Origin of the sequence: Streptococcus porcinus, assembly GCF_901542335.1 — a bacterium.
GTDB lineage: Bacteria > Bacillota > Bacilli > Lactobacillales > Streptococcaceae > Streptococcus > Streptococcus porcinus_A.
The window spans coordinates 420,675-433,837 of the sequence record NZ_LR594036.1; the positions used below are offsets into that span (position 1 = coordinate 420,675).

Here is a 13,163-nt window from a genome sequence, read left to right on the forward strand (position 1 = left end):
AACTCTCTTCATGAAAGTTGAAATGAGGGATATTTCCAAATCATTTGGAAATAATAAGGTTTTAGAAAAGATTGATTTAGTGATTGAATCGGGCCAGATTCATGCATTAATGGGAGAAAATGGTGCTGGAAAATCAACTTTAATGAATATTTTGACTGGATTATTCCCTGCAACGTCAGGTCAAATTTTTATTGATCATCATGAAAAAACCTTTGCTAACCCACAAGAGGCAGAAAAATTTGGAATTTCGTTTATTCATCAAGAGATGAATACTTGGTCAGAAATGACGGTTCTGGAAAATCTTTTTCTTGGTCGAGAACTAAAAACAAAATTCGGTCTTTTAGACCAAAAAGCTATGCGAATCAAAGCAAATGAAGCTTTTGAGCGATTAGGTGTTAAGATTCCATTGAACAAAGCTATTGGTCAGTTATCTGTTGGTCAACAACAAATGATTGAAATTGCCAAATGTTTACTAACAAAAGTATCAATACTTATTATGGATGAACCGACAGCTGCTTTGACGGATCGTGAAACAGAAAATCTCTTCCGTGTTATTAGGAGTTTAAAACAAGAAGGTGTGGGCATTATTTATATTTCTCATCGCATGGAAGAAATTTTTAAAATAACTGACTTAGTGACTGTTATGCGTGATGGTATTGTAGTTGATACAGTAGAAACAGTCAAAACCACCCCCCATGAGCTCGTACGTAAGATGGTTGGACGTGAACTTAATGATTTTTATCCTCAGAAAAATGCTGAAATTGGAGATGTTGCCTTTGAGGTTAAAAATCTGAACAATCAAGCATTTAATAACGTTTCCTTTGCTGTTAGAAAAGGAGAGATTCTCGGGTTCTCAGGTCTGATGGGAGCAGGACGAACAGAAGTTATGCGTAGCATCTTTGGTCTGGATAAAAAAGAATCTGGTGCTATTTTGATCAATGGGCAAGAAGTAACAATTAATAATCCAGCACAAGCCATTGCAAAAGGAATTGGATTTCTGACAGAAGATCGCAAAGATGAAGGTTTAATCCTTGATTTTTCAATAAAAGATAATATGACTTTACCAAGTTCTAAGGAATTTGTTAAAAATGGGCTATTTGATGAAAAAACAAGTCGCACTTTTAGTCAGCAACTAATTGACCGTTTCCGGATTAAATCTGGTAGTCCACAATTACCAGTTGGGAACTTATCAGGCGGTAATCAGCAGAAGGTTGTCCTAGCCAAGTGGATTGGAATTGCTCCTAAAGTTCTGATTTTAGATGAGCCAACACGAGGTGTTGATGTAGGTGCTAAAAGGGAAATTTATCAACTCATGAATGAACTTGCTGAAAGAGGTGTTCCAATCATCATGGTGTCTTCTGATTTACCAGAAGTTCTGGGTGTCAGTGATCGCATTATTGTCATGCATGAGGGTCGTATTACTGGTCAACTGACTAAAGAAGAAGCAAGTCAAGAAAAAGTCATGCAACTAGCAACAGGAGGAGAATAAGGGTGAAAAAAGTAATGAATTATATATCAGAGTTGACGACTCTGGTAGCGCTGGTAGGATTGATGGTTGTTATTACGATGATTAATCCGAACTTTTTAACAACAAATAATTTGCTTAACTTATTGTTGCAAGTTACTGCCAATGGCTTTATTGCGTTTGGGATGACCTTTGTCATCTTAACAGGTGGTATCGATTTGTCAGTTGGGTCAATATTAGCCCTTTCAAGTGCTCTAACAGCGGGGATGATAGCGAAGGGGATTCCCGTAGGCATAGCAGTTCTTCTGGCTCTAGTACTGGGGGGGATTTTTGGTATGTTGAATGGCTTGTTCATCTCTTATGGAAAACTAGCCCCCTTTATCGTGACTTTAGCAACAATGACTATTTTTCGGGGAGCGACTCTTGTTTATACTAATGGGAATCCGATCACAGGAGGTCTATCAGATAGCTTTCTCTTCCAGTTTATTGGTCAAGGTTACCTATTTGGCATACCATTTCCAGTAGTATTGATGTTTCTTATTTTTCTTATCTTGTATGTTCTTTTACATAAAACTGCCTTTGGGAAATCCGTATACGCGCTGGGAGGGAATGAAAAAGCAGCGTATATCTCAGGTGTTAAGCTCAATAAAGTAAAAATTGTTATTTATACCATTTCTGGTATGATGGCTGCTATGTCAGGTTTGATTATTACGTCACGTTTAAGTTCTGCCCAACCCACGGCAGGAACCAGTTATGAGATGGATGCCATCGCAGCTGTTGTCTTAGGAGGAACGTCACTTTCAGGTGGTAAGGGTCGAATTATCGGAACCTTAATTGGGGCACTAATTATCGGCGTACTGAATAATGGTTTAAACATTATTGGTGTTTCAGCCTTTTGGCAACAGGTAGTAAAAGGTGTTGTTATTCTGATAGCAGTCTTACTTGACCGCTTCAAGGTAGCCAAAGCTTAGCTATTATAGAAAAGAACAAAAAATAAAAAGGAGTTTCATATGAAATTTGGAAAAAAACTTGGCTTTTTAGCCCTATTGCTATCAATGGTTCTCGTGTTAGGGGCTTGTGGGAAAACAGGCTTAGGTAATTCATCTGACTCAAATTCAAAAGGAGTCACTAAAAAAGCAGCTAAAGATTTAAAACTAGGTATTTCCATTTCTACAACTAACAATCCGTACTTTGTTGCTATGAAAGATGGTATCGATAAGTATGCGGGAAGTAAGAAAGTTAGTGTTAAAGTAGCAGATGCTCAAGATGATGCAGCACGCCAAGCAGATGATATTCAAAACTTCGTTAGCCAAAATGTTGATGCCATTCTAATTAACCCAGTTGATTCAAAAGCTGTTGTTACTTCAATAAAAGCTGCTAACTCTGCTAATATTCCTGTTATTTTAATTGACCGTGGCAGTGAAGGTGGTAAAGTTCTCACAACGGTTGCTTCCGACAACGTAGAGGCTGGGAAAATGGCTGCTGAATTCGTTGTTAAAGGGTTAGGTGAAAAAGCAAAAACTTTCGAACTTTCAGGCGTGCCAGGCGCTTCAGCAACTGTAGACCGTGGTAATGGTTTCAATAAAGTTGCGAAAGAAAAATTAGATATTTTATCTAGTCAATCAGCAAATTTTGACCGCGCTAAAGCCTTGAACACAGCACAAAATATGATTCAAGGTCATAAGGATGTTCAAGTTATCTTTGCACAAAATGATGAAATGGCTCTAGGTGCAGCACAAGCCGTTAAGTCCGCTGGCTTAAAAAATGTAGTAATTGTAGGAATTGATGGTCAGCCAGATGCCCATGAAGCTATTAAAAAAGGTGATTTGACTGCTACAATTGCCCAACAGCCTGCAAAAATGGGAGAAATCGCAATTCAAGCAGCTATTGATCACTATCAAGGAAAAAAAGTTGAAGCAAAAACAGTATCACCAATCTATTTAGTAACTAAAGATAATGTTGATAAATACAACTGGTAATTTTTGAGAAGGAACATTTCAATGTTCCTTTTTACTTTGCAATTTTAAAATGGCAAAGCTTGAAAGAAAATCAAAAGTCAGAAAACAAAGAAGAAACATGCTATACTATGATTAGTTTAAGACGATAGGTCTAAAAAACTGATTAGAGGAGACAGAAAGGTATTTCTATGGTAGAATCCATTCGAATCTTACATCTGAATGACTTGCATTCTCATTTTGAAGCGTACCCTAAAATAGAGCGTTTTTTCGCTGAAGCGTCAAAAACAAGTGCAGAAGTCATCAAGGTTGATATTGGTGACAATATTGATCTAAGTCATCCTTTGACAGAGGCCACAAAAGGAAAAGCAAATGTTCAGTTAATGAATCAATTGGGAATACAGTATGCTACTATTGGAAATAATGAAGGAATTGGCCTAAGTAAAGAGGCTCTTAATCAGGTTTATGATGATGCAAATTTCACAGTTATCCTTGGTAATATGACTGATGAGTATGGGAAACCTAGATGGTCCAAGCCCTATCATATTCATCAAACAAAGGCAGGTAGCAAAATTGCCTTGTTAGCTTATACTTTTCCTTATTATAAAACCTATCAGCCCAATGGCTGGCAGATTGAAAATCCTATTGAAAGTCTGAAAAGGGACTTAGAGCTTCCAGAAGTAGCATCAGCGGATATTCGTATTTTACTTAGTCATTTGGGGATTCGGACTGACGAGACGATTACCAAAGAAGTGACTGGTCTTGATTTAATTATAGGGGCTCATACGCATCATGTTTTTGAAGATGGAGCCTGTTTAAATGGAATATACATGGCAGCAGCTGGTAAATACGGACAATATGTGGGGGAAATTAATCTTAGTATTGATAATCGAAAGATTTCGGCCATTGAAATAATTGCCCATGAAACCAGTCATTTTGCTAGTCAGAAAAAAGATCAGGACTTTATTAAGGGACTTACCAAGGAAGGGGAAAGACTCCTGAAACAAAAACAAATTTGCAAAATAAGTCGTCGCTTGAATTTTGAAGAATCCCTTTCCTTGGTCATGTCAGCGATGAAAGATTATGCTAAAGCAGAAACTTGTATAATCAATTCAGGTCTTCTGTTGAAAGCATTTGATAGACTTCTGACAGCAGAGCAGTTACATGCTGCCTTGCCTCATCAAATGCGCTTAGTCAGGTTACAATTGAATGGTGAAACTTTCCAAAGAATTTGTCATGATATTTACAGCAAAGAAGCATTATTGAAAGATCAGGAAATAAGAGGTATGGGCTTTCGAGGGAAATGTTTTGGGCAACTATATAGTGATGGCTTTACTTACAAAAATGAAAAAATAGTGTACAATGGTAAAGTTATGGATAAGTCGGACAATATTAGTTTGGTCCTAGTAGATCAATATTATTTTGCCTCTTATTTTCCAAGTGTAAAGGAATCAGAAGCAGAATTATTGTTTCCAGATTTACTGAGAGAAGTTGTTGAAAAGTACCTCATAAAAAGAAATGAGAGATACACGAAAGGAGCCCGATGAAAAAAGAGATTTCCCCTGAAATGTACAATTACAATAAATTTCCAGGACCAGAATTCATTGCTTTTGACAAAATAGTCAAAAGTGATCAATTGGAATTTTCCCTCATAGAGAATGAGAAAGATGCCTTTAATGCCACAGCATTTAGTCAGCGTTTTACAGAGATTTTACTTAAATATGACTACATTGTTGGTGATTGGGGTAATGAACAGCTACGGTTAAAAGGCTTTTATAAAGATTCCCATGAGGTAAAAAAATCTAATCGGATTTCGCGACTAGAAGATTATATAAAAGAATTTTGTAATTTTGGTTGTGCTTATTTTGTTTTAGAAAACAGTCAACCTGTTGAGATTAAGTTTGAAGAGGAAAGAAGTCCTCGCCGTCGAAAGAATCATCGTTCAAACAATCGGAAAAGAACGACAGTTAAAGAAAATGTCAAAGCTAGACCTAAATCTAAAGAAAAAGTGATTGAGAAAGAAAAAACTTTTCAAAAAGTGTCAGGTCGAAAACGTAAAGATTCTGTTAAAACACATTCAAAGAAAAATGATTCTAAACAAACCAGAGCACGTGGGGCTTCTAATGACCATTTTATTATCAGAAAGAAGGATAAGTAATCCATGAAACCATCAATTTATAGCTTAACCCGTGATGAACTCATAGATTGGGCAATTGCAAATGGGCAAAAGAGATTTAGAGCGATTCAAATTTGGGATTGGCTTTATAAGAAACGTGTTCAATCTTTTGAAGAGATGACCAATATTTCTAAAGATTTTATGTCACTCTTAAATGAACAATTTTGCCTTAATCCTCTAAAACAACGGATTGTTCAAGAGTCAGCTGACGGGACTGTCAAATATCTCTTTGAGTTACCAGATGGTATGTTAATCGAAACTGTTCTCATGCGTCAACACTACGGACATTCAGTTTGTGTGACGACTCAAGTTGGCTGTAATATTGGGTGTACTTTCTGCGCTAGCGGGTTGATAAAGAAGCAAAGAGATCTGAATAGTGGTGAAATTACAGCACAAATTATGCTGGTCCAAAAATACTTTGATGAGCGTGGGCAAGATGAGCGCGTCAGCCATGTTGTTGTTATGGGCATCGGAGAGCCTTTTGACAACTATAAAAATGTCATGACCTTTCTAAGAACTATAAATGATGACAATGGTCTAGCAATTGGTGCGCGTCATATCACAGTATCGACTTCTGGACTGGCGCACAAGATTCGGGAATTCGCGAATGAAGGTGTCCAAGTTAACTTGGCGGTATCACTACATGCACCAAATAATGAGTTACGCTCAAGCATCATGCGCATCAATCGGTCATTTCCTTTGGAAAAACTTTTTGCTGCCATTGAATACTATATTGAAACCACTAACCGTCGAGTTACTTTCGAGTACATTATGTTAAACGAGGTAAATGATGGGGTGGAACAAGCAAAAGAACTAGCTGCTTTAACGAAGAATATCCGTAAGTTATCTTATGTCAATCTTATTCCATATAATCCAGTTTCAGAGCATGATCAGTATAGTCGAAGTCCTAAAGCACGCGTTGAAGCCTTCTATGATATCTTGAAAAAGAATGGTGTAAATTGTGTTGTCAGACAAGAACATGGGACTGATATTGATGCAGCTTGTGGACAGTTACGATCAAATACAATGAAAAAGGATCGCCAAAAAAGAATGGCGAAAGTAGGACAATAGATGTCTTGGATCGATAATCCTCTTCGCTTATCCAAGCAGTTACTCTATACTATCGAGATCCTCCTAGTAATCTACGTTTTGGCTGTTGGTGTGATGTGTTTCACTCCTAGCCCAGGGCTCTTTAATGGGATGGAAACACCAAACATCTTGTACCTTGGTCGTTTGCGCCTTCTCTTGGTACCCTTTAATTCTATTATTGGTTTAAATCAAGTAAACTCTCTTAAGCAACTCATCTGGATTTTTTGCCAAAATGCTTTAAACATTTTGTTACTTTACCCTTTGGTTCTTTTTATCCATCTTATTTCAAGTAAATGGCAGAGCTATGGGAAAAGTCTTCTATTGGGATTTAGTATAAGTTTGGTTATTGAAACCAGTCAACTGTTCTTAGACTTGGTCATTAATGCTAATCGTGTTTTTGAGATTGATGATTTATGGACGAATACATTAGGAGCCTTACTAGCTTATCTAACCTATCTTTTGATACGTAAACAAGTGATCAAAAGAGATTGAAATCTCTCCAGTTGGGAGAGACTTTTTTTAGCTAATCATTATGAAAATTGAGTGACAATTTAAATTTGAAAGGAGAGATATGTCAATTATCAAGCACCTATGGTGGTTCTTTAAACAAGAAAAGTTTCCCTATCTTATCGGGATACTTGCCCTAAGTGTAGTGGCATTTCTAAATTTGATTCCGCCTAAAATAATGGGATTCGTTATTGATGGAATTACAAGTGGACAATTGACCAAAAAACAATTGTTATGGCAACTCTGTTGGTTAATTCTATCAGCGCTAGCCATGTATTTCTTACGTTATATATGGCGTATCTGCATTTTTGGAACTTCTTATCGACTTGGACGCATTATGCGGTTTCGACTCTTTGAACACTTTACTCAAATGTCCCCATCTTTTTATCAAAAATACCGAACTGGTGATCTCATGGCTCACGCGACCAATGATATTAATTCCTTGACGCGCCTTGCAGGGGGAGGAGTTATGTCAGCTGTGGATGCATCAATTACAGCTGTTGTGACCTTAGTGACCATGTTTTTAAGTATTTCTTGGCAGATGACGTTGATTGCTGTACTACCATTGCCATTTATGGCTTATGCTACTAGTCGTTTAGGACGCAAGACTCATAAAGCTTTTGGAGAATCGCAAGCAGCTTTCTCCGATCTTAATAATAAAGTTCAAGAAAGTGTGTCAGGAATAAAAGTGACTAAGTCCTTCGGTTATCAGAGTCAGGAGCTAGCAGCTTTTCAAGACATTAATCAAAAGACTTTCCAAAAAAATATTAAAACTATGACTTATGATGTCATGTTTGATCCTCTGGTGCTGTTATTCATTGGAGCCTCCTATGTCCTTACTCTTTTAGTTGGGGCTTACATGATAAAAGAAAATCAAATTACCATAGGGAGTTTGGTCACATTTATTACATATTTAGATATGCTAGTTTGGCCACTGATGGCCGTTGGCTTTTTATTTAATATGATTCAAAGAGGGTCAGTTTCTTATGATAGAATTAACGTTTTGCTGGATCAAAAATCCGATGTTCAAGACCCTAAGAATCCAGTAAAGGAAGTTGCTAATGGAACTTTAATATACAATATTGCAGCCTTCCAGTATGAGAATGAGACAATCTTGAAAGACATTCACTTTGTCCTTGAAAAAGGTCAAACATTAGGGCTCGTTGGGCAAACGGGTTCAGGCAAAACGAGCTTAATCAAGTTATTGTTGAGAGAATATAATGTGACAGAGGGTTCAATTTCATTGAATGGCTATAACGTTGAAGCTTATCGTCTAGAAGATATCCGTCATTTAATAGGCTATGTCCCTCAAGATCAGTTCCTTTTTGCCACAACTATCTTAGAGAATGTTCGTTTTGGTAACACAGATTTACCACAAGAACAAGTAGTTGCAGCAACTAAGCTATCCCAAGTTTATGATGATATTATGGATATGCCAGAAGGCTTCAATACTCTCATTGGTGAAAAGGGCGTATCTCTTTCTGGGGGACAAAAGCAACGATTAGCTATGAGTCGAGCGATGGTTTTGAATCCAGAAATTCTAATTTTAGATGATTCTCTATCGGCAGTTGATGCTAAAACTGAGCATGCTATTATTGAAAACTTAAAAGAGACAAGACGTCATAAGACCACTATTATAACAGCTCACCGTTTGAGTGCGGTAGTTCATGCAGACCTAATTTTAGTCATGCAAAATGGCCGTATTATTGAGCGTGGCAGGCATGAGGATTTAATTCAAAAAAATGGCTGGTATGCTAAGACTTACGTTTCGCAACAAATGGAAATGGAGGGTCAAGGAAATGTCTAATGATAATCAATGGCATGTTTTTAAAAGATTATTATCTTATTTAAAACCTTATAAATGGATTACTGTGCTGGCTCTAGGACTCTTACTTTTAACAACAGTGATTAAAAGTCTTATCCCATTAGTGGCCTCTTATTTTATTGATCACTATCTAGAGGCGATTAATCAGTCAGCTTTTGTGATACTGATTGGTTACTATGGCCTTTACCTTCTTCAAAGCTTAATTCAATATTTTGGGAACCTCTTTTTTGCTAAAGTTTCTTATAGTATTGTTCGTGATATCCGCAGAGATGCTTTTGCAAATATGGAAAAGCTTGGGATGGCTTATTTTGATAAGACACCAGCAGGTTCAATTGTTTCCCGCATCACAAATGATACTGAGGCAGTAAGTGATATGTTTTCAGGTTTATTGTCTAGCTTTGTTTCAGCTATTTTTATTTTTACGGTTACTCTCTACACGATGTTGATGCTTGATGCTAAGTTAACAGCATTAGTTGCAATTTTTTTACCCTTTATCTTTATTCTTGTTAACTTATACCGTAAAAAATCGGTTGACGTGATTGCTAAAACTAGAAGTTTACTTTCAGACATTAATACGAAACTGGCAGAAAGTATTGAGGGTATTCGTATTATTCAAGCTTTTGGTCAGGAGGAGCGTCTGAAAGCAGAATTTGAGTTAATTAATAAAGAACATGTCGTCTATGCTAATAAGTCAGTTGCTCTAGACAGTATTTTCTTACGACCTGCTATGTCTTTGCTGAAATTATTGGCTTATGCTGTTCTAATGACTTATTTTGGTTTCAAAGGTTTGAATGGTGGCCTAACAGCTGGTATCATGTATGCTTTTATTCAGTATGTCAATAGACTTTTTGATCCTCTAATTGAGGTTACGCAAAATTTTTCTACTCTTCAAACTTCTATGATATCGGCATCAAGAGTTTTTAAACTTATTGACGAGGTAGCTTATGAGCCATCACAAGACGCGAGTCTTGAAAAAATTGAGCAAGGTAATATCGAATTTAAACGGGTTTCTTTTTCTTATGATGGTCAACATAAGGTTTTAAATAAGATTTCCTTTAAGGTTAATAAGGGAGAAACGATTGCTTTTGTTGGTGCAACAGGATCAGGCAAGTCCTCTATTATTAATATTTTTATGCGTTTTTATGAATTTTCTGAAGGGCAAATCCTAATTGATGGGCAGGATATTAGGAAATATAGTCCTGAGGCATTACGGAAAGCTGTAGGACTAGTTCTCCAAGATCCATTTCTTTATCATGGAACTATTGCATCAAATATTAGAATGTATCAAGACATTAGTGATCAAGTTGTTCAAGAAGCTGCTGAGTTTGTTGATGCTGATGATTTCATTAATAAATTGCCAGAAAAATATTATGCTCCCGTTACAGAACGCGGTTCTAGTTTTTCTACAGGCCAGCGTCAACTTCTAGCATTTGCGCGTACCGTCGCTAGTCAACCAAAAATATTGATTCTTGATGAAGCGACAGCTAATATTGATTCTGCTACGGAGCAAATTGTTCAGAATTCATTGGCAAAAATGCGTAAGGGTCGAACGACTATTGCAATTGCACACCGCTTATCAACTATTCAAGATGCTAATTGTATCTATGTGCTTGATAAAGGAACTATTATTGAAAATGGTAGTCACGAGGAACTTTTAAGCAAAAAAGGTGCTTATTACAGAATGTATCAATTACAAGCTGGGATGATGGCCAATAACTAAAAAATCTAGTCTAGGATTCAAATCCTAGGCTTTTATGTTATAAGTATGTAGATCAACAGAGCCAGAGTCAAAAAAGGAATAAAGGGAATAGATTTCTGAGCCAGGAAACGACAATATAGAATTCCAAGGAGACTCGCTCCCTGAATAATCCATAAAACAGTTGATAGAGGGTAAGCCAAGGCTAAAAGGGAGAGATAAAAGAAGTCTCCACTACCAATCTTCTGGGGGAAGAGGATCGCTAATAGAGCTAAAGTCAGAAAAATACAGGATAAAAGATTAAATCCCACAACCATTACTGCCAAGGTATAAGCTATCAACCAGAAGATCATTGGGTAGGATCTTGATTTGATATCAAAAAGTGAAAGAAGGATAGAAAAGGAAGTAAGGCTCAAATCTGTCAGGTTGAGGATACCTGTTAAGGCATAGAAGACAAATAGGAGCCCATATAAGACTTCTAGAATTATGTAAAGGGGATTTATAGATACTTTGCAAAAACGACAGTGGCAGTTGTTGGCTATAAACGATAAAACGGGTATCAAGTCTTTAACTCCTAGTCGATTCTGACAGTGTGGGCAATGACTTGGTGGCCAAAGAATAGACTTTGCGGGAAACCTATCAAACACTAGGCCAACAAAGGAGCCTAAGCTTGCTCCAAGGAAAAAATAAAGTAGTATGGTCATACCTATTTATTCGAAAAAGATAGTGAAAAATAGTAAAGAAAAAGAGGAAAGCGATTGCTTAATCACCTTGAAAAAAGTCTGATAATTTGCTAGAATCTACTTATATGAAAACCTTATATGATGTGCAACAATTATTGAAAAATTTTGGTATTTATATCTATATCGGCAAGCGGCTTTATGATATTGAAATGATGAAAATTGAACTGAAGCGAATTTATGATAATGGTTTAATGGACAAAAATGATTACTTAAATGCTGAACTGATTTTGCGACGTGAGCACAGACTAGAATTAGAAAAAGAAGGACAGAAAAAATGAGTCAAAAATTAATCGGTATTGATTTAGGTGGGACAACGATCAAGTTTGGTATTTTAACCTTAGAAGGTGAAGTTCAAGAAAAGTGGGCTATTGAGACAAATACTTTAGAAAATGGTAAGCATATTGTTCCTGATATCGTTGCTTCTTTAAAGCATCGTCTTGCTCTTTATGGTTTAAGTAAAGAGGATTTTGTTGGGATTGGAATGGGTTCTCCAGGAGCAGTTGATCGCGTTCGCAATACGGTTACTGGAGCTTTTAACCTTAACTGGAAAGAGACGCAAGAAGTAGGTTCTGTTATTGAAAAAGAGCTAGGGATTCCTTTTGCCATTGACAACGATGCAAACGTTGCAGCACTTGGTGAACGCTGGATAGGTGCAGGCGACAATAATCCTGATGTTGTTTTTATGACTTTGGGAACCGGTGTCGGAGGTGGAATCATTGCTGATGGCAATCTTATTCACGGCGTTGCTGGTGCAGGGGGCGAAATTGGTCACATGATTGTAGAACCTGAAAATGGTTTTGCTTGCACCTGTGGCTCACATGGCTGCTTAGAGACCGTAGCTTCGGCGACCGGTGTTGTTAAAGTAGCACGTCTACTTGCTGAATCTTATGAAGGTGATTCGGCGATTAAAGCAGCTATTGACAATGGTGAAGCGGTCACAAGTAAAGATATTTTTATGGCGGCAGAAGCTAGTGACTCGTTTGCGGATTCAGTTGTTGAAAAAGTAGGCTTTTATCTAGGGCTTGCGACTGCAAATATTTCTAATATTCTTAATCCCGATTCAGTTGTTATCGGTGGGGGAGTGTCGGCAGCAGGTGAGTTTTTACGCTCACGTATTGAGAAATATTTTTTGACTTTTGCTTTCCCACAAGTTAAAACGTCAACAAAAATTAAGATTGCTGAATTAGGAAATGACGCTGGTATTATTGGGGCAGCAAGCCTAGCTAACCAATTAGCTAGCAAATAGGAGGAGAAGATGTCGTTAGTTACAATTTTGGGTTGGACTATATTAGTTGGAACAGCTGTTTATTTTATTTGGAATTATTTTACCTTTAAGCGCATGGTTAAGCGGATTGATAATGACACTTTTAAAGAGATGATGTATTATAGTCAAATTATTGACTTGAGGGATCCAGTAACTTTTAGGAAACGCCATATTTTAGGGGCACGTAATTTTCCTAGACAACAATTTGATGCTTCTATTAAATCATTGCGACATGATAAACCAATTCTAATTTATGAAAATGTTACAAATCGTTTTGCTCCAAGTGCTATTCGTAAGCTAAAAAAAGCTGGGTATACCAACCTCTATCTTTTAAAAGATGGTTTTGATTACTGGGATGGAAAAACAAAATAAGAAATAAAGTGAGTAGATTTATCTACTTGCTTTTTTGGTATTTTGATGTCTGAATTTTTTCATGGAAAAAT

General features: G+C 36.9%; 13 protein-coding genes. 12 read left to right on the top strand and 1 reads right to left on the bottom strand.

The window, feature by feature from the left end:
* Nucleotides 1-10: 10 nt before the first annotated feature.
* The 9 genes from FGK96_RS02130 to FGK96_RS02170 all read left to right on the top strand — a co-directional run bounded on the left by FGK96_RS02130 (nt 11) and on the right by FGK96_RS02170 (nt 10,737).
* Nucleotides 11-1,489, top strand: coding sequence for a sugar ABC transporter ATP-binding protein (locus FGK96_RS02130; protein WP_138080918.1), 1,479 nt, complete (start codon nt 11-13; stop codon nt 1,487-1,489).
* Nucleotides 1,490-1,491: 2 nt separating this feature from the next.
* Entirely contained in the window at nt 1,492-2,436 is a 945-nt protein-coding gene (locus FGK96_RS02135) for an ABC transporter permease subunit (protein ID WP_172601578.1), read from the top strand.
* A 39-nt stretch (nt 2,437-2,475) separates the two neighbouring features.
* Nucleotides 2,476-3,444, top strand: coding sequence for a substrate-binding domain-containing protein (locus FGK96_RS02140; protein ID WP_138080920.1), 969 nt, complete (start codon nt 2,476-2,478; stop codon nt 3,442-3,444).
* Between the two features lie 167 nt (nt 3,445-3,611).
* A complete protein-coding gene (locus FGK96_RS02145; protein ID WP_138080922.1) occupies nt 3,612-4,967 on the top strand; it encodes a bifunctional metallophosphatase/5'-nucleotidase in 1,356 nt (451 codons plus the stop codon).
* Nucleotides 4,964-5,578, top strand: a complete 615-nt coding sequence (locus FGK96_RS02150; RefSeq protein WP_138080924.1) for a YutD family protein — start codon at nt 4,964-4,966, stop codon at nt 5,576-5,578. The genes FGK96_RS02145 and FGK96_RS02150 overlap by 4 nt, the downstream gene beginning before the upstream one ends.
* 3 nt (nt 5,579-5,581) lie before the next feature.
* The gene (gene rlmN, locus FGK96_RS02155) at nt 5,582-6,667 is read left to right on the top strand and encodes a 23S rRNA (adenine(2503)-C(2))-methyltransferase RlmN (protein ID WP_138080926.1); all 1,086 of its coding nucleotides are present in this window, start codon (nt 5,582-5,584) and stop codon (nt 6,665-6,667) included.
* The gene (locus tag FGK96_RS02160) at nt 6,668-7,177 is read left to right on the top strand and encodes a VanZ family protein (RefSeq protein WP_172601579.1); all 510 of its coding nucleotides are present in this window, start codon (nt 6,668-6,670) and stop codon (nt 7,175-7,177) included.
* A gap of 79 nt (nt 7,178-7,256) precedes the next feature.
* Entirely contained in the window at nt 7,257-8,999 is a 1,743-nt protein-coding gene (locus FGK96_RS02165) for an ABC transporter ATP-binding protein (RefSeq protein WP_138080928.1), read from the top strand.
* Nucleotides 8,992-10,737 carry an ABC transporter ATP-binding protein gene (locus tag FGK96_RS02170; protein WP_138080930.1) on the top strand — a complete coding sequence of 582 codons (1,746 nt, stop codon included), beginning with the start codon at nt 8,992-8,994 and terminating at the stop codon, nt 10,735-10,737. Before FGK96_RS02165 ends, FGK96_RS02170 begins: the two co-directional genes overlap by 8 nt.
* Nucleotides 10,738-10,769: 32 nt before the next feature.
* On the opposite strand, the gene FGK96_RS02175 is transcribed toward FGK96_RS02170, so the two are convergent.
* Nucleotides 10,770-11,417, bottom strand: a complete 648-nt coding sequence (locus tag FGK96_RS02175) for a prepilin peptidase (protein ID WP_138080932.1) — start codon at nt 11,415-11,417, stop codon at nt 10,770-10,772.
* A gap of 104 nt (nt 11,418-11,521) precedes the next feature.
* On the opposite strand from FGK96_RS02175, the gene FGK96_RS02180 reads away from it, so the two are divergent.
* Genes FGK96_RS02180 through FGK96_RS02190 form a run of 3 tightly spaced genes read left to right on the top strand, consistent with a single transcriptional unit; the run spans nt 11,522 to nt 13,092 of the window.
* Nucleotides 11,522-11,734, top strand: a complete 213-nt coding sequence (locus tag FGK96_RS02180) for a YqgQ family protein (protein ID WP_138080934.1) — start codon at nt 11,522-11,524, stop codon at nt 11,732-11,734.
* On the top strand, nt 11,731-12,702 hold the full coding sequence (locus FGK96_RS02185) for an ROK family glucokinase (RefSeq protein WP_138080936.1): 972 nt from the start codon (nt 11,731-11,733) through the stop codon (nt 12,700-12,702). The genes FGK96_RS02180 and FGK96_RS02185 overlap by 4 nt, the downstream gene beginning before the upstream one ends.
* 9 nt (nt 12,703-12,711) lie before the next feature.
* A complete protein-coding gene (locus tag FGK96_RS02190; protein ID WP_138080938.1) occupies nt 12,712-13,092 on the top strand; it encodes a rhodanese-like domain-containing protein in 381 nt (126 codons plus the stop codon).
* Nucleotides 13,093-13,163: the final 71 nt, after the last annotated feature.